The sequence below is a fragment of the Pseudomonas sp. ANT_H4 genome, from assembly GCF_008369295.1.
GTDB lineage: Bacteria > Pseudomonadota > Gammaproteobacteria > Pseudomonadales > Pseudomonadaceae > Aquipseudomonas.
Genome location: NZ_VOBG01000010.1, coordinates 1 through 20,681, shown reverse-complemented (window position 1 = coordinate 20,681; position 20,681 = coordinate 1). Strand labels below are relative to the sequence as shown.

At 54.4% G+C, this 20,681-nt stretch carries 15 protein-coding genes and 6 pseudogenes; 10 read left to right on the top strand and 11 right to left on the bottom strand.

Going from position 1 to position 20,681, the window contains the following annotated elements:
• Window positions 1-244: 244 nt before the first annotated feature.
• Together FQ182_RS30315 and FQ182_RS14725 are read left to right on the top strand one after the other, a co-directional pair.
• Window positions 245-379 (top strand): annotated as a pseudogene (locus FQ182_RS30315) (IS3 family transposase); the annotation flags it as partial.
• Window positions 380-558: 179 nt separating this feature from the next.
• On the top strand, window positions 559-1,287 hold the full coding sequence (locus tag FQ182_RS14725) for an AraC family transcriptional regulator (RefSeq protein ID WP_149414036.1): 729 nt from the start codon (window positions 559-561) through the stop codon (window positions 1,285-1,287).
• Here FQ182_RS14725 and FQ182_RS14720 read toward each other — a convergent pair.
• Window positions 1,271-1,642: a TcdA/TcdB catalytic glycosyltransferase domain-containing protein gene (locus FQ182_RS14720; RefSeq protein WP_149414035.1), complete on the bottom strand. Its 372-nt coding sequence runs from the start codon at window positions 1,640-1,642 to the stop codon at window positions 1,271-1,273. The genes FQ182_RS14725 and FQ182_RS14720 overlap by 17 nt on opposite strands.
• Window positions 1,643-2,599: 957 nt before the next feature.
• Between FQ182_RS14720 and FQ182_RS14715 the strand changes: the two genes are divergently transcribed.
• Window positions 2,600-3,250 (top strand): two component system response regulator, encoded by a 651-nt coding sequence (locus FQ182_RS14715; protein ID WP_149414034.1) that lies wholly within the window; start codon window positions 2,600-2,602, stop codon window positions 3,248-3,250.
• Window positions 3,251-3,293: 43 nt separating this feature from the next.
• Here the strand turns inward: FQ182_RS14715 and FQ182_RS14710 are convergent.
• Window positions 3,294-4,409 (bottom strand): annotated as a pseudogene (locus FQ182_RS14710) (transposase).
• Window positions 4,410-4,651: 242 nt separating this feature from the next.
• On the opposite strand from FQ182_RS14710, the gene FQ182_RS14705 reads away from it, so the two are divergent.
• From FQ182_RS14705 to FQ182_RS14695, 4 genes and pseudogenes are all read left to right on the top strand, one after another.
• Window positions 4,652-5,011, top strand: a complete 360-nt coding sequence (locus tag FQ182_RS14705) for a response regulator (protein WP_149414033.1) — start codon at window positions 4,652-4,654, stop codon at window positions 5,009-5,011.
• Between the two features lie 236 nt (window positions 5,012-5,247).
• Window positions 5,248-5,615: pseudogene (locus FQ182_RS14700) on the top strand (hypothetical protein).
• Between the two features lie 9 nt (window positions 5,616-5,624).
• Window positions 5,625-5,816 (top strand): hypothetical protein, encoded by a 192-nt coding sequence (locus tag FQ182_RS29805; RefSeq protein ID WP_178114458.1) that lies wholly within the window; start codon window positions 5,625-5,627, stop codon window positions 5,814-5,816.
• 64 nt (window positions 5,817-5,880) lie between these two features.
• Window positions 5,881-7,281, top strand: a complete 1,401-nt coding sequence (locus FQ182_RS14695) for a DUF1254 domain-containing protein (RefSeq protein WP_149414032.1) — start codon at window positions 5,881-5,883, stop codon at window positions 7,279-7,281.
• A gap of 271 nt (window positions 7,282-7,552) precedes the next feature.
• Here the strand turns inward: FQ182_RS14695 and FQ182_RS14690 are convergent, their stop codons facing one another.
• From FQ182_RS14690 to FQ182_RS14675, 3 genes are all read right to left on the bottom strand, one after another.
• Entirely contained in the window at window positions 7,553-8,224 is a 672-nt protein-coding gene (locus FQ182_RS14690; RefSeq protein WP_149414031.1) for a DUF3313 domain-containing protein, read from the bottom strand.
• A gap of 907 nt (window positions 8,225-9,131) precedes the next feature.
• The gene (locus FQ182_RS14680) at window positions 9,132-10,082 is read right to left on the bottom strand and encodes a LysR family transcriptional regulator (protein WP_149414029.1); all 951 of its coding nucleotides are present in this window, start codon (window positions 10,080-10,082) and stop codon (window positions 9,132-9,134) included.
• Window positions 10,083-10,260: 178 nt separating this feature from the next.
• Complete coding sequence (locus FQ182_RS14675; RefSeq protein ID WP_149414069.1) at window positions 10,261-11,391, bottom strand: alkene reductase; 1,131 nt, start codon at window positions 11,389-11,391, stop codon at window positions 10,261-10,263.
• Between the two features lie 499 nt (window positions 11,392-11,890).
• Between FQ182_RS14675 and FQ182_RS14670 the strand changes: the two are divergent.
• A pseudogene (locus FQ182_RS14670) lies at window positions 11,891-12,100 on the top strand (hypothetical protein).
• A 39-nt stretch (window positions 12,101-12,139) separates the two neighbouring features.
• Here FQ182_RS14670 and FQ182_RS14665 read toward each other — a convergent pair.
• Window positions 12,140-13,303 (bottom strand): annotated as a pseudogene (locus FQ182_RS14665) (DUF4113 domain-containing protein); the annotation flags it as partial.
• Window positions 13,304-13,767: 464 nt separating this feature from the next.
• On the bottom strand, window positions 13,768-14,658 hold the full coding sequence (locus tag FQ182_RS14655; protein ID WP_052906047.1) for a cation transporter: 891 nt from the start codon (window positions 14,656-14,658) through the stop codon (window positions 13,768-13,770).
• Between the two features lie 154 nt (window positions 14,659-14,812).
• Here FQ182_RS14655 and FQ182_RS14650 point away from each other — a divergent pair, with 154 nt between their 5' ends.
• Window positions 14,813-15,373 carry a hypothetical protein gene (locus tag FQ182_RS14650; RefSeq protein ID WP_045633889.1) on the top strand — a complete coding sequence of 187 codons (561 nt, stop codon included), beginning with the start codon at window positions 14,813-14,815 and terminating at the stop codon, window positions 15,371-15,373.
• A gap of 76 nt (window positions 15,374-15,449) precedes the next feature.
• A pseudogene (locus tag FQ182_RS30935) lies at window positions 15,450-15,530 on the top strand (DUF4113 domain-containing protein); the annotation flags it as partial.
• A gap of 10 nt (window positions 15,531-15,540) precedes the next feature.
• Here FQ182_RS30935 and FQ182_RS14640 read toward each other — a convergent pair.
• The 4 genes from FQ182_RS14640 to FQ182_RS14625 are packed head-to-tail and all read right to left on the bottom strand — an operon-like array spanning window position 15,541 to window position 20,568.
• A complete protein-coding gene (locus tag FQ182_RS14640) occupies window positions 15,541-15,957 on the bottom strand; it encodes a TetR family transcriptional regulator (RefSeq protein WP_170934336.1) in 417 nt (138 codons plus the stop codon).
• Complete coding sequence (locus FQ182_RS30310; RefSeq protein ID WP_230679663.1) at window positions 15,950-17,794, bottom strand: site-specific integrase; 1,845 nt, start codon at window positions 17,792-17,794, stop codon at window positions 15,950-15,952. The genes FQ182_RS14640 and FQ182_RS30310 overlap by 8 nt, the downstream gene beginning before the upstream one ends.
• The gene (locus tag FQ182_RS14630; RefSeq protein ID WP_047299985.1) at window positions 17,784-19,400 is read right to left on the bottom strand and encodes a hypothetical protein; all 1,617 of its coding nucleotides are present in this window, start codon (window positions 19,398-19,400) and stop codon (window positions 17,784-17,786) included. Before FQ182_RS14630 ends, FQ182_RS30310 begins: the two co-directional genes overlap by 11 nt.
• 10 nt (window positions 19,401-19,410) lie before the next feature.
• A complete protein-coding gene (locus FQ182_RS14625) occupies window positions 19,411-20,568 on the bottom strand; it encodes a site-specific integrase (protein ID WP_149414028.1) in 1,158 nt (385 codons plus the stop codon).
• Window positions 20,569-20,681 lie beyond the last annotated feature (113 nt).

Below are 20,681 nucleotides of genomic sequence, written 5' to 3'. Positions count from 1 at the left end.
AAAAACAAGGAGTTTGCCCCAAAGTCGCGCTTGAACGCTATTTTTCTGCCGCAGTCGAGTACAAATACTACCTAGGCTGTTGAAAAACCGAGAAGTAATGGCGACTGTCACACCCGGTCATTGACTTTATTCCTTACACGGGAAGGTACCTGAATCTGGAACCACGGCGGCGGCCACCCCCACCCAATGTCATATGTATTCATGAGCAGCTTAAGCGACTGATTCGACAAACCCGCTTCTGCCGTCACCGGTGCAATGGCTAAGCAATAACGGCTCGGCCTACACCGCCGAACAGACGCGCCTGTTTGCTCGACAGATCGGTTTGCAGCCGGTGACTACCCCAGTACGCAGCCCGCAGAGCAACGGCATTGACTCTTCTGAGTTCCCCTCAAACATTCTAATTTTCACCGAAGCGCCATCGGCTTACATATTTAGTCGGTTACTGATGAAAATGATCGCGCCCACGTCTTATCTTTCAGGTAATCACCCGATGCATATTTTTCAGCACCCGCGTGACCATGGAGTTCACTCAGACAGTGATTCAGGAAGGGAGGACCGATGCAGGCAGTACGATTTCTATTCGGAAAGTACGGCGGCAAGGTACAGGTTGACGGCACAGTGCAACTCATACCGCCAAACTCTATTGTCGTGGCGAGCCGCGAAACGGCGCCCTGCAGTGTAAACAGCGACCTTCAGTACTTCGATTTCTACCCCGCCGACTTCAAGCACCTGTACGCCGATGTCGTGGATTTGCTCGGCGTCACCCATGGCACCCTGTTTTGGCGTGCGCCCATCAGAATGGTGAAGGCGCAGGATGATGTGATCAGCGTGCTCGAACTGTTGGCCAAGGGAACCCCCAATACATTGCTGCGCTTTGCCTATATCTATTGCCTGGGCGTGGACCGGCGCTATTTCACCGCACTGCTGCAACACATCATGACTGGAGACGAACCGTTCTTCGAGTTCATCGAAACACACGCCCTGAACCAGTGGTCGGTTGCGCGCTATGCACTGGAGTTCAACATGCCACTACGCAAGTTCAATCTGTTGTTCCAGGAGAAATACGGCCTTTCTGCCAAGCGCTGGCTCCAGGAACGCCGACTGACCCGGGCCCGTGAACTGCTGCTGTCCACCCCGATGCGTGTACTGGACATTGCCCTTGAATGCGGCTTCTCCAATCACGGGCATTTCACCGAGAGCTTTCGCAAGCGTTACCTCTGTAACCCCACCCAATTTCGCCTGCGTGCCCAGGCAGCTCTCATCCCAGCCATCAGCCATGCGGGATAACTGTCAGTACCGATGCAAAACTGACCCTCCGTTTTTCTTTCCAGGACTCATTACCCTTGGCTGACAGCTCGTTGTTCAGTTCACTCAGTGCTTGCTTTTGTGCTCCCAGGTTCAGGAGTGCATCAGTGTTATCCCGTGTGGTCTTGAGCTGGCTGAACAAGCCTCGCAATGGCTTCTCGGCCTGATAGTCCGGAAATACCTTCTCGGCCTCTTGTCGGGCGGTCTTGTTGGTGGAGTAAGCGTCAAATTGTTGAGAGTCCACCCATAACATGATCGTACTGCCCGGTTTTTTATCCGCCCATTGCCTCAGGTATTTATCCTGGCTCTCACCAGGTTGAGAGCCAACCCAAACCATACGAATATTGGACGGAACTGTCTTGAATGCACTCTTTGGATAAACTTCGGCAAAGGTCTTGGGGCCTGAGCAGCTTCAATACCGGAAGTTGACGACGCAGACTGTTGTGACGCGACATGGGAATTCTGGATATGCATAGAGACTCCTTGGCAACAAGATAAACATGCAAAAAAACATGCATAAGTACCGAGCAGGCACACATTAAAAATTAATAAGTAGCGATCAATCAGGGCTGAACTTTTCAGATCACAGGATCAAAGCCACAAGTTCTTATGCGCTTGCGCGGCAAGTATCAGTGTCACCACATTGACCCACGACAACTTACGACTTTATCGGTTTTGTACCGGTTTTCACCGCAAACCTCTGATGTTTTGCGCATGAGAGTGATAGTCCTTTTTCAATCCGGTTATTCATAGTTCCAGCGGCAGCGATATCAGCTCTTGATCCTTGAATAAGGCCATCGACAAGCGACCAAGCGCATGCCGTTGTCCAGTTGGACATAGAGGGAATCCACATTGTCGCCAATGCCGACAATCGATGAGGGTAAGTACCGATTGGCTGAGACCATTCCCGGAATGCTTTGAAAAGCCGCCAGCAAGCGTGGGGGACCCTTGCGATTGAAGGCATCGAGCACTTCGGTCACCGTGGCCAGACGCCCCACGATACACGTCTCGTGTAGACACCGGGTGCGACTCGTCATGGGTTGCGAACCAACACGCCAGCGGGTATTCCCCGTAGCACTCCGGGACACCGGACAGGTGTCATATGCCAACGCTGTCCCTTTCGCGAAAGCACACGAATGGTTTCAAGCGCAGCCAGAGAAGATGAAAACTTCATAGGGATATCGATGGAAGGAATTGCACGACTTTGTCAGTATTGGGAAAAATCTGAATCCGGCAATCACCTGAACTCTATAGCCTTCGCGCCTCATTCCCTAAAAAAGTCAGGCTTTTGATCATGCTGTCCTACCTGCAACCCAAGTCCGCACCACAACGAATGCTGATCGTCGAAGATCATTATCTGCTGATCTCCGGCATCAAAACCCTGCTTTCGGCGATGCCTGCCTATGAAGTCGTCGGCGAAGTCGTCGACGGCCTGAACGTCTATGCGGCTTGCCAGCAGCTCAACCCTGACGCGGTGCTGCTCGACCTGGGCTTGCCCGGAATGGATGGAATCGATGTAATTCGCCAGTTGAAACGCCGCCGTCCCGAGCTGATTATCGTGGTGGTCACCGCCGATGCGTCCGAGCACCGTGCCCGCGATGCGTTGGCCGCGGGCGCGCAGGCCTACATACTGAAGAAGAGCTCCCAGCAGATACTGTTGGCCGGCCTGCAAGCAGCCATCGCCGGTCAGGTTTTCCTCGATCCGGCGCTCAGTCTGGCGCACGTGACCAGCGCCCCCAATGTCGGCGGGTTGACGAACATGACTACCCGGGAACGCCAGATACTCAAGCTGATTGCCGAAGGTGACCGTAACCGGGATATCGCCGAAAAGCTGTCGATCACCATCAAGACAGTCGAAACCCACCGCCTGAATCTCATGCGCAAACTCGATGCGCATAACATCGCGGATCTGGTCAATTGGGCGTGCCGCCTGGGTATCCACTGAAGGGGCGGCGTTTTTCAAGGTGGTTGTCGCATCAGCCGTCTAACTATGCCGCTCTTTTCTCAACCTGTTGCTCTCGATCCGGGTTCAACAGCACGGTGCCGATAGGCTCCCAGTTACGTGTTCGACCCGACCACCACTCAGGCTTTTTCTCTTTGGCTCGTTCGTACAGCTCATGTCCCCGGGCAAGACGTGATGGTCCAGTGCTCGGTGTTGTACCAGCGCATGAGATCCCTCACCCAAGCGCGTGCGGCGTCCAAACTGGCAAAACCATCCTGCGGCCATTGCGGGCAGTATTGCAGTGCTCTAAACAGCGACTCCGAGTACGGATTGTCGTTGCTGACCCGCGGTCGTCCCCGCGAAGGCGTAGTGCCCAGTTCATACATTTTGCTCAACAGCGTCACCGATTTCATCGGCGCGCCGTTGTCCGAGTGCAGCACCAGCGTCACAATAGCCTGTCGCTCGACCTCACTCAGCGCATTACGCGGCGTTGGTCGTGTGACAGTCGTTCGGGCATCGGCCTGGATAGCGTTTGTTTCAGTCCACCGCTGCAAGGTCCGAAGCGATAGACCGATTTCCCGACAGGCTCTGATTTTTCTGGCTCCCGACGCGACCGCTTGGCTCAGCCAGTCAACGAGTAACTGCCGCTGCGGCAAAGACGTCAATTGTCCTCGTTGTCGCTCCCCCAGTAGTCGTTGAGCTTTTTTCGCAGCACCAACAACGCCGCTGTTTCAGCGAGCGCCTTGTCTTTGCGGCGCAGTTCGCGCTCCAGTTCCTGGATGCGTTTCTTATCTTTGCGAGACTGCTCCCGATCTTCTTTTTGCTGGGCCTTTTCCGACTTCTGGCCGGTGATGAAGGCTTGTCGCCAGGCAGTGATTTGCTCGGGGTAAAGGCCTTTGCGGCGGCAATACTCGCCCAGGTCGATCTCGGACAAACCGGACGCTTCAAGGACGACAGCAAACTTGGTTTCGGCTGACCAGTTCTGAGCCGATTGCTTGTTTTCGGACACTGCACTTCCTTCAGAACTGAGCTGCTTGCGCCAGTTGGACAAAGACATTTCGCTGACCCCTTCGCGCCGGGAAACCTCGGCCATCGACAGGTTCAGTGGGGGAAGCAGCATCTTGAGTAATGCGGCTCTGCGTTCAGGTGAATAGTACGGCACGACCAGTCTCTTTCCGCCCCCGATATGCTTTTTTAGGAAAAACCGGAGAGGCGACAACTATCCTGACATATGAACCTTGATCCCTATCGGCTGCTCCTGACCAACCAAGCGGGACATTCCTACCCAATATCGTCACAATGCCTACGCTACCTCGGGAGCTTGCCGGGATTGACGCTACTCACTAGAGAATGGTCTTTTCAACCCATCAAGACCTGTACCTCCACTTCTCGGGAACCTTCACTATGTCCGCCGCTGCCTCTACCATCCTTGTAGTCGAAGACGACGCCATCGTGCGCATGTTGATCGTCGATGTCCTCGAAGAGCTGGGGTACCTGGTGCTTGAAGCCGCAGATGCCGCAACTGCCCTGATGATTATCAAAAAGTCCGAACAGGTGATCGACCTGATGATGACCGACGTCGGCTTGCCGGATATGAATGGCCAGGAACTGGCCGGCAAGGCCCGTGAATTGCGTCCCACCCTGCCCATATTGTTTGCCAGCGGCTATGCCGAAAGCATTGATGTGCCGGCAGGCATGCAGGTGATTGGCAAGCCATTTTCCATCGACCAGTTGCGGGACAAGGTGAAGTCCATCCTGGCTTGAATGCCTCTTCCCTCAAATGTCGCCCCGCACGGGCGGCACTTCGAAACCCTCGCGCTCATCGCAAAATCCGTGATTCGCGCCGCACAAACCAACTAATTCTTTCGATTGGCTAGCGTGTCTGAATATTGCTGCTAATTTCAATCGACATGTCCTACAAGCTTTAACCAAACAAGGACATCCTGGCATCGCTCATAGCTCTGCCATCGGGTTTACGCCAAGGAATTGGGGGAATTCCCATGATCAGGTCACCACGTGCCCTAACAGTGATGTTAGTTGCCTTACTGCTGCCTGCGCTTTCTGCCCAAGCCGATAACGCCGACACCGCCAACAAGAGCAACAACCCACTCAACCTCGCGCAGGACGCCAACCTGCAGGACTATTACACCCCGAAGCTGTACGACAGCAACGCCCACACCAACGATCTGCTGATGCGCGGTACGCTGCCCATTACATCCCCATAGGTTTCGGTGCCGACAAGGCCTGGAAAGCCGGCGGCAATACTTTCAACACTTTCGTCAAACCCCAGTGGACCGTTGCCCGCAAAGGTAATGGCTTGCCACAGTTCACCCTGTTTGCCGGGATCAACGTGACCTTCGGAAAATAAGGACGTGATATGCATGCCTTGATTCGCAATGCCGGATTCAGCCTGTTGGCCCTGTCGGCCAGTTGTGGTGTGGGTGTACAGGCCCAGGGGCTCGACACCCGCATCGCAAAAGACTTCCAGAATAACTGGGTGCAAACTCTGCCGGGCAACCTGGTTCAGCTATTTACGACTGTCTGCGCCCACCCAGGCCTACCTCGATAACAGCTGGAAACCCGACGACATCACCCCGGCTCTTTAATAAAGAGCCCAGTAAGGACGCAACAACATGATTGGAAAACCGACCCGCCTGCTGTTGGCGAGCCTCTCGATACTCATGAGCGCCAGCGCCTGGGCCGATTTCACGGCCACACCCAGCGAAGCCCGGGCCATCGCCAAGGAAGCGTATCTGTACGGCTTCCCGGTGGTAGAAATGTACAAAACCCTCTACACCCAAGCGGTGGACAAGAGTGGTGCCAACTTCAAGGCGCCGTTCAACCACATCGGCAACACCGCCCAGGTTTTCACGCCCAAGGACACCGCGTTCGTCACCCCCAATTCGGACACGCCCTACTCCTTCGTCTGGCTGGATTTACGCCGTGAGCCCGTGGTGCTGACCCTGCCGAAAATCGACGAAAACCGCTATTACTCGGTGCAGTTGATCGATCTCTACACGCAGAACTTCGCCTATCTGGGCACCCGCAGTACCGGCAACAACGGCGGGCACTACATGATTGCCGGCCCGAGCTGGAAAGGTCAGCAGCCGGTGGACATCGACCGGGTGGTGTATAGCGAAAGCAACATCGCCTACGCGCTGTACCGCACTCAACTGTTCGACGACAAGGACCTGGGCAAGGTCAAGCAGATCCAGGCCGGTTACAAGGTCCAGTCCCTGAGCAGCTACGTGAAACAACCGGCCCCGGCCAAGACGGCGAAAATCCAATGGCCCAAACCCACCCCCAACATGAGCGACAGTCCGCAGCTGTTTCGCTACCTCAACTTCATGCTGGCCTTCGCCGCGCCCCAGGACAGTGAAAAAGACACCCTGGTGCGCTTCGCCAAAATCGGCATCGCCCCTGGGGCACCGTTCAAGGTCGCCCAACTGAGCGCCGAACAGCGCAAGGCCCTGGAAGACGGGATCGCCGACGGCAAGGCTGAGTTCGCCACCTTCAAGAAAGACAAGGTAGACAGCCACCAAGTGTTCAGCGGTGATCTGTTCGGCAGCCGCGACCACCTGAAAAACAATTACCTGTACCGCTACGCCGGTGCCGACATGGGGATTTTCGGTAACTCCACCAATGAAGCGGCGTACATGGGCTACTTCGTCGACAGCGAAGGCAAACCCGCCAACGGTGCCAAGCGCAGCTACACCCTGCACTTTGCCAAGGACCAATTGCCGCCGACCGATGCCTTCTGGTCGCTGACGATGTACGACGGCAAGAGCAAACTGCTGGTGCCCAACCACAAGAAGCGCTACCTGATCAATTCGCGGATGTTGCCCGGCCTCAAGCTTGATGCCGACGGCGGCCTGACGCTGATGGTGCAACATCACGAGCCGCCGAAAGCCGAACAAAGCAACTGGTTGCCCGCACCACCCGGTCCATTTTACACCGTGCTGCGCATTTACCTGCCCAAGCCTGAGGTGGGTAGCCGCCAGTGGAAGCTGCCACTGCTGACCCCGATGAAGTAACACCCGCACATCCCTGACGTCAGGCCGAAACAAGAAGTAGAGCCATGGTATTACCGCTGGTTTACCGGCGATTGACCAACTTCTGCCTGGCCTACTGTGGCGAGCGGGCTTGCCCCCTCTGGGGCTGCAGGCATAGGCTGGGCTGGGTACATATCCGCTATTTTGGTCAGGGCTGCATAGTGTTACACCCTTACCGCAACAACGGATATGTACTCAGAACCGAACCTGCCCCCTCAGTTATCAGCAACCTCAAGAGATGTGTAGATAGCGATCACTTGCCCTTGAGTTTGAGATACGACTGGTGCATATCCGACGCCCAGCCATCAATCACATTCTTCACATCTTCGGGCTTCATCACTTGGGCATCATTTTCCAATTCCTTACCGGTGCCTTTGCGCACCACTTGCGCCACCACCTGGTTGGTATCGCCATCAAGGAACACCGCTTCGGTGCCCAGGGTGGTTTCCTCGTCGCGCCCGCCTGATGCCGTGTTCACCGCCGCTGCCACCAACGCGATAGGGATCAGTTCGTAGGGCTTGAGGCCTTCGGCCTTGCTGCTGACGGCGGTGATCGCCGCGCGCACTATAATGATTGCAGGGCCGGGGCCGTTGGCCAGCGGCAATGATTTACTCAGTTCACGCTTGAGGGCCTCGTTATAGTAAGCATTGATGCCGTTCAGGGTTGCCTGGGGGATCTTGGTGGTGGCCTGGGGTTGCGGGTAAAACTGGGTGGGTTCGATATACACGGCGGTGTAGCGGCGCAGATTCAACTTGGGATCGACCCAGCGCATCACCTCCACGCCCGATGGTGACTTGGCTTCTTGCAGCTTGCCGTAGTCCTGGAGAAATCCGGAGTACTCGTCCGGTTGCGTAACCTTACTGGCACAACCCACCACCCCGATCAAGGCGATGCATAGTGTGCTGATCATTAGCCCTAGCTTCATGGCACAACTCCTTGACAGTCATCGTCTGAACACTGAGCTGTAGGTATAGCCAACTCTGGCGAAATAACCCGTTTTCCATTCACGGCTACGGGATATTCCACAGCGCAGATTTGACAGACCGATGGCCTGCGTCAGGGCTGCATACCGCCCAGGTCAAGGACTGACAAGGCTCGCGCCATCAATTGGCGATGCAGGAGGCCACGTCCGAGACGGTGCTGGCCGACTTCAAGGTGGCCTGCACCTTCGGCATAGCACCGTTGCAGCAATAAACCGCAATGCCCGGTTGTCGTTGATCCAGTACTACCTGGAAAACGGTCAGGAGCCCAAGGCCCAGGCGGTGATGCAAAGCTGGAAAAACTCAACCCCGCCAATCCTGCCCTGAAGTGAACATCAAAAAAGTGCGGGCTCGCGGAATTTAAAAGCAGAACCCTCGTAGATACGAAGTTCACGGTCAAGCTTTAGCGAGGCTGCGCCTGGGTCGCATCGGTTTTGGCCCTGATCCACGAGCAGCGGTGCTATCTAAGCGAGGTGTGGGTTGGGGGAGGCGACTATGCACTTGCAGCTCAGCAGGTTACAGATTCAGGTAAAAACTAAAAAACCATATCAGATAACGCCGAATAGCTTGTTTCATGAGAAAAATCTGCTCCGCACTAATGCAGTTTTTCTGAGTCTGTTCCGTACGGCGCCGAGGGGTTGGCCTATTAAAGTGGGGCTGGCATCCTTGCCAAGTCCCTGGTTTTACTCATCGATCCCCCATCACGCTCCGCATCTACCCGCTTTTGAAATTCATCACTGGCCCAGAAATTGGCCCAGTCCTCCCCCGGCGTCCTGCCGACCGAACACAAACAATCAGCAAGCAGCCTGACGATTACTGGCTGATTTCGGCCAACAGCGGACCTTCGCATTTTCATACTTCACAGTCAGTTCGTGACCCACTGAGATCCTCCCAATAGGGAGGAACGCCAATCGCACTGATGAAGTAGTCCCACACCACGCGAACCTTCTGAGAGCGGAGTCGATTCTCGGGGGAAATTAAATGTATCTGACTTGGCGTCTGCTCAACCGCCCCCTCCCAATCGGGCAAAAGCTGAATGAGCTGCTTGTTTATAAAACTCTCTCTACAGAAGAGCCAGGAAGGAAAGAACACAATTCCCCGTCCCGCGAGCGCCGCCTCTACCAGTACCTGCCCATTGTTGCTTCTGAGCGGGCCATGTACCTCGATGATTTTCACCTTGTCGCTGGCCGGCTTTCTAAAATACCAGCGCTGCGCCCCATCGGTTCCCTTGTAGACCAGACACGCATGGTTCTGCAGATCCTCTGGCGAAGCGGGTTTGCCGTACTTCTCTATGTACTCTGCGCTAGCGCATAGAACGTATTGTTGGTCGCAAATTTTCCGGCCAATCAATCCGGAATCTTCCAAGTGCCCCACCCGAAATATGATGTCTGCGCCCTCCTGAACCGGGTCAATAAAGGCATCGGTGACCGTCAGTTCAACAGTCAATTGCGGATACTTGTCATACAGACCATTCAACAGCTTCACGATATGCAGGCTGCCGAACGCAACCGGCGCGTTGATCCGAACAAGGCCACGAATCTCGCCCCCCTTGCCGGTGACTTCCTCATCGGCGGCATCCAACAACTCCAACACTTCGCGGATCTGCACGTAATAGCGCTCGCCCGCTTCCGTCAGCTTGACTGCGCGAGTATTCCGATACAGTAGCTGCTGGCCCACCTCCCGTTCCAGCGCCGCGATGAAGCGTGAAACGGAGGACGCAGGAACGCGAAAGTGTCGCGCCGTCGCCGAGAAGCTGCCGGTCACGGCAACCATGACAAAGTACCGGTGCGCTTTGAGGTGCATAGGGGAAATCTCCAACAGAAGGCGCAGTGGATCTGTACTAAAACAGAATGGCTCCTGATTGTCCTCTCGGACCCGCCTCTCAGACCTGTTTGCATCAGACATGAAAAAGCAGCCGCACCAAATACCGGTGACGGCTGCCAATATCTCAGGAAGTGGAACCTTGCCAGGTCGCGACTGCTTACCCTCGATGAGGCGCGTAATCGACATATCCTTCGGCCCCGCCGCCGTAGAAGGTTTCGCGCTTGGCTTCGGTCAGAGGCCAGTTGTTCTCCAGGCGCGCCACCAGATCAGGGTTGCTGATGTAAGCGGTGCCAAATGCGGCAAGGTCGATGATGCCGTCATTGATCAGGTCTTGCGCACGTTCGCGCGACATACCGCCAGCCAAAATGAGCGCCGTGTCAGGCAACTTTGATTTCATGGTCGACAGCAAATTGAGAAAGGTCGCTTTCGGGCCGCCACCGCCACCCTCGGTACCCGGGGCAGGAAATCCGGACTGATCCATGACATGAACATAGGCCAGTTGCCGAGCGCCAATCTCTGTGGCAAGCGCGGTGTAGGTTTCATCGATTTGCTCATATAACGGCATATCGAACAGTTGACCATACGGCGAAATACGGATACCCACACGGCCCGCGCCAATCCGCCCAACCACGGCGTCAATGACTTCCAGGGTGAAGCGCAGACGATTTTCCAACTGATCGGCGGAGTACTGATCGGTTCGATCATTGACCAGCGGATTCATGAACTGCTCGAACAGATAGCCATTGGCACCATGAATTTCTACGCCATCAAAACCTGCCTTGATCGCATTTTCGGCCGCCTGCGCGAACTCACCGACGATCCGCGAAACCTCGGCCGTTGTGAGCTGGCGCGGCGCCGGTGGCTCTACCAACGCCGGCTTGCCGTCAGCGTCGTAGCCGAAAGCTGTCGCGCCAACCGCTTGCTTCGACGTGGCGCTCACCGGCAGTTTCCCGCCATCCTGAATCGATGGATGCGAAACACGACCCACATGCCAGATTTGCGCAAACATCTTGCCACCCACGGCATGCACCGAGTTGGTGGTGAGGCGCCATCCAGCGATTTGCTCAGGGGTAAAGATGCCGGGATTGAAGAGGTAGCCTTGACCTTCACGAGATATCGGCGTGCCCTCGCTGACAATCAAGCCTGCGGTGGCGCGTTGCGCGTAGTACAACGCCACTCGCTCATCGGCGGCATCATTGGGTGCGCGAGAGCGGGTTAAAGGCGCCATGATGATACGATTTTTGAGCGTGGTGTCGCCCATGCGGAATTCTTCGAAGAGTTTCGACATTGGAGTTTCCATCTTTGATCGAGTGGGACGACGATCAGCTGAGCGACAGGTAAACGATGAAGACTGTCTTGAACTCACGCCAAAAGTCTGATGAGTTGCAGCGATGGATCGATGCTAACTTAGGACTCGATGAGCAACAATCCGCTCAAATCGCAAATGACTTTTGCTTTTTTAGCAACGCATGCGTGGTTGGTTACTCATCAGACCTAGATACTACTTCCGCTCATATGGGGCCCGAATGTTCTGTGCGCCTGGCCAGGGAGCAATTGGTTCTGACGTGGTTACAGGATCGCGAGCACCCTGCAGTCGAGTTAGCGGTTCAGGCGATCTGCCAAATATCTAGCGAGGCTTGGTCACTTACTCCATAACCACGACCGGCTGAAACCACCCCTAATCTGCCCTCAGCGAAGGGCAGCTATGGGTCGAAAGCGGACATTCAAGCGCTGGCTTGGCTCACGCAATTAAACTGCTACGCTGTTCACTCCACCGAGGAACGCCGATGCCGAACTCAGATCTACTCCCTTCCCTGCTTTCAAAGCTCAACGAAAACCAACTCGCACTCTAAGCCGCCATCATGGAACTGACCAATTGGGTGGAGCAACACGGCGGCGCCGAGGTGGCCGAGAACGTGCGCGGCGCCCTGGAAACCATCGACCAGAACGAAGAGTTCATCAAGCTGACCCTAGCTGTCCTCATGACACCCGAGTGATCGTCGGAATCTCCGCGCGCGACCGAGCGATCTCTGACACTACTTACAAGCCACTGACCAAAGCTGATCAAGCCTTGTCGTGTAGCTCTGGCTCATCATCTCCCGGCGCATCCCCCAGTCAGGGTTCGTCGGCACGCTGGCCGAGCGAAGCGTTCCCCGCCCCCATCGTCCATTGATCTGATCCAGCACCGCCATCACCCTGGAGGCTTCCACTTGCTGCGACACCGCGAATAGATCGTCGGTGTATTCGCCTGGCTGGCACAGGTTGAGCAGCATCACCTCGGCCTTGCTGTATTTGAAGCCTGGCCGGAAGATGTGGTCGACTGCATCAACGGCCGCCTTTGTCAGCAGGCGCACGTCATCGGTGGGGTACGGGAGGTCGACCACCACCCCGTTTGCATACTTGGCCTCTTGCGGATTGAACATACCTGTACGGATGCAGACACGGACCTTCTTGCACAGAGATCCCTGGGCCCGAAGCTTTTCTGAGGCTCGCATCATGTAGGTGGCCACCGCCTCTTTGATCGGCGGCAACTCGGTCTGTCGCTTACCGAACATCCGACTGCAGCAGATCTCCTGCTTCGGCGGATCGGGCTCGTCCAACTCCAGGCAAGACGTGCCGGCTAACTCCCGGGCGGTCTTCTCAATCACGATGCTGAACTTCTTGCGCAGCGTCCACGGGTCCGCCTTGGCCAGGTCCATAGCGGACTTGATGCCCAGCTCGTCGAGATGGAGTTTCATTTTCCGGCCGATACCCCACACCTCGGCTACGTCGGTATTGCGCAGCACCCAATCGCGCTTGGCCGTGTCGGTGATGTTCACCACATCGCCGGTCTGGGCCTGCAGTCGTTTTGCCGTGTGGTTAGCCAGCTTGGCCAGGGTCTTTGTGGTGGCGATCCCTACGCCCACGGGGATTCCGGTGTCGCGCAGTACCCTGGCGCGGATCTGCCGACCCAGGGCGTCCAGACCATCGATACCGGATAGGTCAGCAAATGCCTCGTCAATGCTGTAGATCTCGACTGCGGGAACCATGCTTTCGATCACCGTCATAACCCGCTCGCTCAAGTCACCGTACAGCGCATAGTTCGAGGAAAAGGCTACGATGCCGTGCTGCTTTAGCTTGTGCTTGATCTGGAAATACGGCTCGCCCATTTTGACAAAGGGCTTGGCATCGTAGCTCCGGGCAATGACGCAGCCGTCGTTGTATCTGAATGACTCTAACAGTTAGTAGATTGTAACATACTGTTTTATAAGCATTTTACAAGACTAACAATTTTTCAATTTTTCGAGGCCTCTTGAAACCCTTCACGACCACTGTTCGAACGCCAACGCAACCATCGTCATCCCAGCAGGTCATGCGTACAGTCGCCCGCAAGCTGGCAAGGCCGATCTGATTGAGGTGGCAGAAAAGAGCGTTTGCTCACGGTAAGTGGGCACCATCGTGCCGACGTACAGAAATCAACCGGACGCATACATCTAGCTAGGCGAACGGGGCATCACGCCCTGCCGGGGAGCCCAGCTGTGCAGCAACAGCTCGATCAAGGCGCTGGCTTTCAGGGTTGGCAAGCGCGTGAGCACGTCCTTTAGGTAGATCGAAAAAAGAAAGATTAATTTCCTCCCGGTTAAACCTCCACGTTGCTTAATGGGCGGAGGTTTGAGCACGATCATCAAGCCTTCATGGCAAGAATTCGCCGACCACCGTTGAGGACAAGCAGCCCGACAGCAAAACCAATGGCAAGGTCGGGATAAGGCGAACCCGTAAGCATAACCAGTAAGCCAGCAACAATAACCCCTAGGTTGGCCAATACATCGTTTGCTGAGAATATCCAGCTTGCTCGCATGTGAGCGCCACCATTCCGGTGTTTTGATATCAAGAGCAAACAGCCAACATTGGCCACAAGGGCGACCAGGCCAACCCCCATCATCAACAATGACTCAGGTTCGCTGCCGAAAATAAATCTGCGCACAACTTCCAATAAAACGCCTAACGCGAGCGCTATTTGTAGAAAGCCCGACAGATGTGCGGCCTTAAGCTGTAGACCCTTGCTCCGTCCAGCGGCATAGAAGGCAAGGCCATAAACAGCGGCATCGGCGAACATATCCAGTGAATCCGCAATCAACCCTGTGGACTCAGCAATAACCCCAAGAACCAACTCGGCTACAAACATAAGAGCGTTGATACCCAACAAAGCTTTAAGCACTCTGGACTCGTCTAGAGCCTCCTGGGCGTCAGCTTTCCCTCTCTCCGCGACCTCGCTTGGTGCGCAAGCCCGCGTACCTATCAGGGTCGAGCCAAGGCCCAAGGAATCGAGCTTGTTAGCGTGCAGATCTATCGCCCCCGAGTGATAGACGTGAACGCGCCGTTGACTGAGATCGAAGGATAACGACTCGATACCTTCCAGTCCCTCCAAAGCCAAGCGAATCATGCGTTCTTCAGAGGGACAGTCCATCTTGGGTACAGAAAACTCACTGACCCACGCAGCCCCATTGCTTCGGGTGGACACCTCATTCGACGGTGCAACGCTATTCGCACAACCACAAGCTTTGTCACCACTCATCCCGTTCACCTCCTAACAAGTAGGCAGCCTAAATACACCCTGTAGCAGGTACAGGGTCAACCATTGATCCCAGTCAGGCTATGCCAAAAATTGAGGTCTATATTGGAAAGTAGTGATTCACCCTCGATCAATCACCCGCTGCAAGGAGTAGAAGATGAAAGCATCCCAACTCGCCGCCGTCGCTTTGGCGGCAGCGCTTTTCCCCGCATTAGCCTCCGCGCAGCAGGACTCAACCGCTGCTAAATCGGCCCAACAGCAACCGATAAGCGTTGAGCAATTCGACCAAGAGATGGCGAAGGCACAAGAAAATCTCAAGAAAATGCAGGAGCAAATGAGCCAAATCCAGAAAGCTAGCGACCCTGCACAGCGTCAGAAACTGATGCAAGAGCACCAAACCATGATGCAGCAAGGAATGCACATGATGAACGGAATGCGTGGCGGCGGAATGATGGGGTGCTGCGGAGGGGGCATGATGGGTGGCCATATGATGGGTAACGGTCAGATGATGGGAGGTGGCCACATGATGGGTGACGGTCAGATGATGGGAGGTGGTCACATGATGGGCTGGGATCAAATGGGCAGCCACTACTCCCAGATGACGCCTGAGCAGATGAAGCAGCATCAATACATGATGGATAGGTACATGGGCATGCAGCAAATGATGATGGATCAGATGATGCAGCATCAGCAACACATGGGCACACCGCCTCGCTAAGCCCTCACGTCGACGCCACGGGGGGCATCCTATTCCACCATGAGTTAGGCAGGCCCCCACCGATGCGGCAGCAGTTACCCCGGAGTGGAACATGAAGCACGAGGTGCTGAGCCCCAGCTATACAACCAGGATCGATCAGCTACGGATGGTGAAATAAGCCCCTGGGGCTACTTAGCCCCAGGCTTCGGTGCTAGCGTAACTACCTTACCTTGGGCAACGCCATCCAACTGGGCCAGCTCAATCATGAGGCGCTGGTTCACCGACGCGAGCCTGGCTAACTCCTCAAGAAGCAGGCTGTTCTCCGCCCGGAGCGCCTTGTTCAGTTCTTTCTCCTTCATCAGTGCTTGATGCTTGGAGTCACGCTGGGCGCGCACCGACTTGCCCATAAGGTTGCGAATACGTTCCGCCACCGCAGGGTAGGTGTTATGGATAAGGCCCGGCGTTACTCCTGCGGCCCTGGCAACTGAGGAGATGCTGAGCTTTTGGTTGCCCTCGACCATGCCATCGATGACCTTGTCGAGTGCATCGGTTGTCTTTGGCCGAGATCGTCCAGTGGAGCGAGGCTCCGTCGCTTGCTTAGTCATTCACAGCCCCTTCTTGCTCGTCGTCATGGGGGGATATGCCTAGGCTGTTGATAACATCGAGCGCGACTTTCAAATCACGCTCGGCACGCTGTCTTACTGCTGGGCCTGCATCCTCAATTTTCATCAGCTCCCGCTGTTGCGAGTAGATAGCATGCCAAGTGCCGGCGAATGTCTCATCAATTACCGAATGCTTGCACCCAGGGCACCGTGTCGCCTCGTATAAGCCCGCACCTCCGCATCCGCGCTCTGTGGCAATGCACCAGCCATGGCCAGTCGCCCGAATATTCGCATGAGGCGCAGTTTGGGCCAGTAGAGCGGCCCTGTTCTTGACCGGAATAGCCCGCAACTCAACGATCCTCTCTCCTGCGCCTCCGGCCAATGGCTGATCGTCGAGCCAAGATTCAATCAGGTCGATTTTGAATTCGGTCATCTGCTGGAGGATCTCATCGAACAACGTGAGATCCTGAAGGGGGTTGGAGGCATAGAGCTGAGTCATGCTCATACTGCTGTGTTTGAACTGCCACTTGAGGAATACAAGCGAAGCACGCCCCATACGAGACTCTACAAAGCACCGGGCATAGGTGCGACGGCACTGGTGAGTCCGCAATGGCCAATCACTTCCAGCGGCTTTTGCGAGCCGCTTGAAGGCCTCATTGGAACCTGCGGCGCTGAGCACTTCGATGTGTCCAACACGCTCGGTTTTGTTGCCGCTTCCATTCAAGCAGAGGAACAGTCTCTTCGAGTCTTTTCTGGCCTTCTCCAATCGAAGCAAAAGATCAGCGGAGTCAGTTGAGTTGGGCGACAGTTCAAGGTCGCTCAACTCCGCCTCAAGCTCTCTTCTCATTGGGGTTGAGCACATGGCAAAGAGATTTAACGCATCCAGCGTAAGCTCAGGGACAAGATATTCGACTCGCCCCTTTCCTGTTTTATGCTCGGTCGTGATTACCCAGCAGTAAGTAACACCATCCACCACCTCTTTTCGCCATGCACCGACTTCAATTCCGATGACTTCTTCGTTACGCATGCCGCTGGTAATTGACGCGATGTATAAGACAGCATCACGACAATTAATCATTTTGGAGCTGCGGCGAGTAAAGGTGCCAATGCCGGTGACCATCAAATCTTCTTTCGCCTCATGGACGACCTGCTCGCAGTAATTAAATATCTTCGCCTGATCGTCTGGTGGAATTATATCCGTCCTACCGGTGTTCTTATTAGCAGCTGAACTGCCCCTTGTTTCTCCAATTCCGCTAACTCGCCACAGGGACGACTCTCCCCATGGAAAATACTGAAGAGGGGAAATGGTTTCGACAGAGAAAATCCATAAAAAATCAATTATCCGCAGCCTGGAATAAAGAGGCATCGGCCTCAATGATTCTGACTTGCAATGATGTATGTAATTGCTGATATGTATAGGCCGAACATCGGAAAACCGTTCAATTCCCAAGCCACTAAGCCAACGAATGAACGGAATTACGCTGGCGCTGACGAGAGTTGTGATCCCCCTGGCGACAGGTGGCTTTGACCCTGGGAGCCCTCTCTTGAACCATGCATACGCGACTGCCTTGCAGTCATCAATCATCTCAGGTGGGAGATTAAAGTCCCAACTGACATACTTGTGCCCCTCGCTTACGTTAGATTGATCAAAGAATGGCCGAAGATCCCACCGAGCATCACCAAATCTGCTTAATACAAAAGTTTCGCCATGATCATTAACAATCGCACTAACAACTATCGCATCTCGCTCAGCCTTGCTTAGGCCCGAGGCTGTTACAGGTTGCGCGAACAGTACATCATAGGCCTTGAGAGCTGCCTTGGAGTTCCTATTAGCCGACAAGATCGCCCCCTCGAATTTTCCGCATAAACTCAATCTTGCATCCCCAGAACGGATGAGGGGACATTTTCGCTTTGGCTTTAGCCGCCTCGATCAGTTCAATATTAAATTTTCTCGACGTAAACTCGTCAATGAGCCTGATGAAATCGCCTTGGCGTTTGCGCCATCCCGCCCACTCATCCGTTAAAAAATACTCCATCTCCGCGCGCAGAAACTGCTGATAGCTGAACAGTCGATACAAGTCATCAAGAGTACCGACAATTGCGTAACTAGGACATGTCAAGCAATGAATGAACTCGGAACAATGGGTGACACCATCTTTGGGCGCCAGGCTTCCATAGAGGCTATCTTTACAGCCTCCTGGGGGTGTCGGTGTGACATTGATGCCACGCAGCTGATCGGTGAAAGCCGATCCGACGAAGATCGCTCCCTCAACCCTGATCTCGTCATTTATCTTCAAATAATGGTTATCAGCGACGCTAGGGGACTGGCCCATCACGGCGGACACTTCCAGTAGGTCGCCGCCGCTGAGCTTCCAAAGCCTACTTTCCATAGTCTTTCGAAGACGACTGAGATTAACGATCAGCGGCTTGCCCTGATCATCCTTCAAAGAGTGTCGCGCACAAATACTCTTCGTTGATTGAAATAACGTGCTGGAAGCAAGCGCGACTATCTTATGACCATGCCCATTCTGTCCGGATCTATATAGCCAAACATGCGACTTAATATTCTCAGGTGCAAACCCAACCAGTGGTTCAGAAATTGACAAAGCCTTATTTACAACAGCAACCCCATCTAAAGGAATTGAGTTGTATTCGTCATGCAGTCCCGTCTGTCGAATGGTTTTGCTCTGAGCACCCTTTCCGCGTCTTTTTACGGTGTTCAAAAGTCGAAGATTAGGGATGAATGGGTGTGGCTGGAGCGCATCTCTAGACATTTCTAGGAGCGGCGTAGTGTTAATGCCAGATCTGGCGGCTGTAATCAGTAACAAGACCGTCATTGCTTCAGCGTCATTCCCAGGGAATAACCCCTTATGAATAGCTATTAAGTCTGATTTTAGTGCAGTTATAAGACCCTGCATTTCCGAGAGGCTGAGCGGCTTCGCGTCATTGGTGGATTTCGCGTTATTCGGGAAAGGAACAACTGGAAGAAAATTATCTTTGTCTGTCTCAATGAATCCGTATTCAATTAGACTGATGATCAATGACCTCAGTGAAGTGTAATAGTTCTTTGCAGTCGACCCGTTTGGATATTTTAGCTTCAACCAAGAAACATATCGATCAAGATGCCGTCTAGTTAGACTGTTGGGGGATGACGGTGGTGAATCAATCGCTCCGCTTTTCAAGAAGGCCATGAAATATCGAAGGCCATAGCTGGAGTACCCTACAAGAGTAGCCAGAGAGAAGTTCCCTCCATTGACCAGCGCCCTGATTACATGAGTGCTCTGAATGGCCCATGCGTCAAAGCCAAGCCCAATGTACTGAGTGTGATCAATTTTAGTTACATTCCGAGGATTTTTCGGGAGATCGATTACAAGCTCATTCTCTACGGTCTCGAATCCTTTAGTGACCGAATGCATCTCGGCCTTATAGCTTTTCTTTCGGGCCAACAGTAGTACCTCAGGCGCTTGGAGTAGAGCCGGCCATAAACATCATGTCTATCTCATCCTCATGGGCAAGAACAGACTGAGCCTCTAGCTGATTAATTAGATGCAGATACACCATTGTTGTTTTAATGTCGGAGTGCCCCATTCTGTCTCGGACATAGAGTAACGGCTCGCCTTTAAAATCTCGGCTTTTTCGCAATGCAAGAAGGGTATAAGTTCCATAGGTATGGCGAAGCATATGGGCCCTAACATAAAAGCCGCACTTGCGCTCATACGCTTTCATCACGTCGACGATAGAGTCTTTCGCGTATTGCCGCCCCTCCTTGGTCAGCACCAAGGCCGTGGTGCGTCCGTTGCCGGTCGCTTTCCGTACTTCGCGCTTATGAAGCGTGTACGACCACATTTCCTCCATCAGCGACCAAGGCACGTCAATTGTCCTCGGACGGTTGTACTTGAGATGCATGTCCGATGGTTCAAGAGCCACGCTGATCATTTGCCCAGGACGTAGGCCCTTCTTCAGCCGAGGATTAAAGATGTACTTGAGAGGGAAAGTGCGAGCCTCGCAGGAGCGAAGGCCAGTACGAACCATTAGATGGAACAAGATCCGGTGACTCGGATCTGCATCAAGGGCGAGGCAAACCTTTGCCTGATCTCTGGTCAGGAATTTGGTCAATCGCTTACGCTCTCGCACCATCACTGAGGGTTTGGTACTCGCGGCGTTAGGACGCGCTACGTGACTGAGAAAGCCAGAGTGCGGAGTCGCTCTGACCCTTCGCTCGCCAAAGGGTAGAACTGCGATCAGATCACGCTGCTTGGCCCATTGGTAGAACCTCACAATTAGGTTCAGTCGCTTATTCAGTGTGCTGGGATCTAGCTCCAGCTCACCGCTCGACCAGTCTCTATATCGCGACAGGACGCTCAGGCCATCTGCCTGACTCTCCTCATTCCAGGCCAGGCCATTAGCCTCCAGGAAGGCGAAGTAGTCGAACAGACGGCGACCATAGGCCTCCCACGTCAGAACACTGAGTGCCTCACCTGACTCGACTAGGATGTGCCATAGGAATGATTGAGCCGGTTCCACAGGCCAGCCATCTGAACCAACCAAGAGCGGGAAACCTTTGAAGGATCGACCGGCTACCGTCAGGTCTTTTGTCGCGAGCACTAACCTCATTCCACAGCCTTCAAGCCCCTATTAGTGATCTCCCATCAAGAGCCGGGACAAACCTCGATCAGGGGGGGCGGACTGTAATGGATTAGCTAACAGTTGGCACCCTTCAGATCGTT

Excerpts from the sequence above, each read along its gene's own strand:
- FQ182_RS14725 (WP_149414036.1), top strand. The coding sequence starts at position 559 with ATGCAGGCAGTACGATTTCTATTCGGAAAGTACGGCGGCAAGGTACAG.
- FQ182_RS14720 (WP_149414035.1), bottom strand. The coding sequence starts at position 1,642 with ATGGTTTGGGTTGGCTCTCAACCTGGTGAGAGCCAGGATAAATACCTG.
- FQ182_RS14715 (WP_149414034.1), top strand. The coding sequence starts at position 2,600 with ATGCTGTCCTACCTGCAACCCAAGTCCGCACCACAACGAATGCTGATC.
- FQ182_RS14705 (WP_149414033.1), top strand. The coding sequence starts at position 4,652 with ATGTCCGCCGCTGCCTCTACCATCCTTGTAGTCGAAGACGACGCCATC.
- FQ182_RS29805 (WP_178114458.1), top strand. The coding sequence starts at position 5,625 with ATGCATGCCTTGATTCGCAATGCCGGATTCAGCCTGTTGGCCCTGTCG.
- FQ182_RS14695 (WP_149414032.1), top strand. The coding sequence starts at position 5,881 with ATGATTGGAAAACCGACCCGCCTGCTGTTGGCGAGCCTCTCGATACTC.
- FQ182_RS14690 (WP_149414031.1), bottom strand. The coding sequence starts at position 8,224 with ATGAAGCTAGGGCTAATGATCAGCACACTATGCATCGCCTTGATCGGG.
- FQ182_RS14680 (WP_149414029.1), bottom strand. The coding sequence starts at position 10,082 with ATGCACCTCAAAGCGCACCGGTACTTTGTCATGGTTGCCGTGACCGGC.
- FQ182_RS14675 (WP_149414069.1), bottom strand. The coding sequence starts at position 11,391 with ATGTCGAAACTCTTCGAAGAATTCCGCATGGGCGACACCACGCTCAAA.
- FQ182_RS14655 (WP_052906047.1), bottom strand. The coding sequence starts at position 14,658 with ATGAGTGGTGACAAAGCTTGTGGTTGTGCGAATAGCGTTGCACCGTCG.
- FQ182_RS14650 (WP_045633889.1), top strand. The coding sequence starts at position 14,813 with ATGAAAGCATCCCAACTCGCCGCCGTCGCTTTGGCGGCAGCGCTTTTC.
- FQ182_RS14640 (WP_170934336.1), bottom strand. The coding sequence starts at position 15,957 with ATGACTAAGCAAGCGACGGAGCCTCGCTCCACTGGACGATCTCGGCCA.
- FQ182_RS14625 (WP_149414028.1), bottom strand. The coding sequence starts at position 20,568 with ATGAGGTTAGTGCTCGCGACAAAAGACCTGACGGTAGCCGGTCGATCC.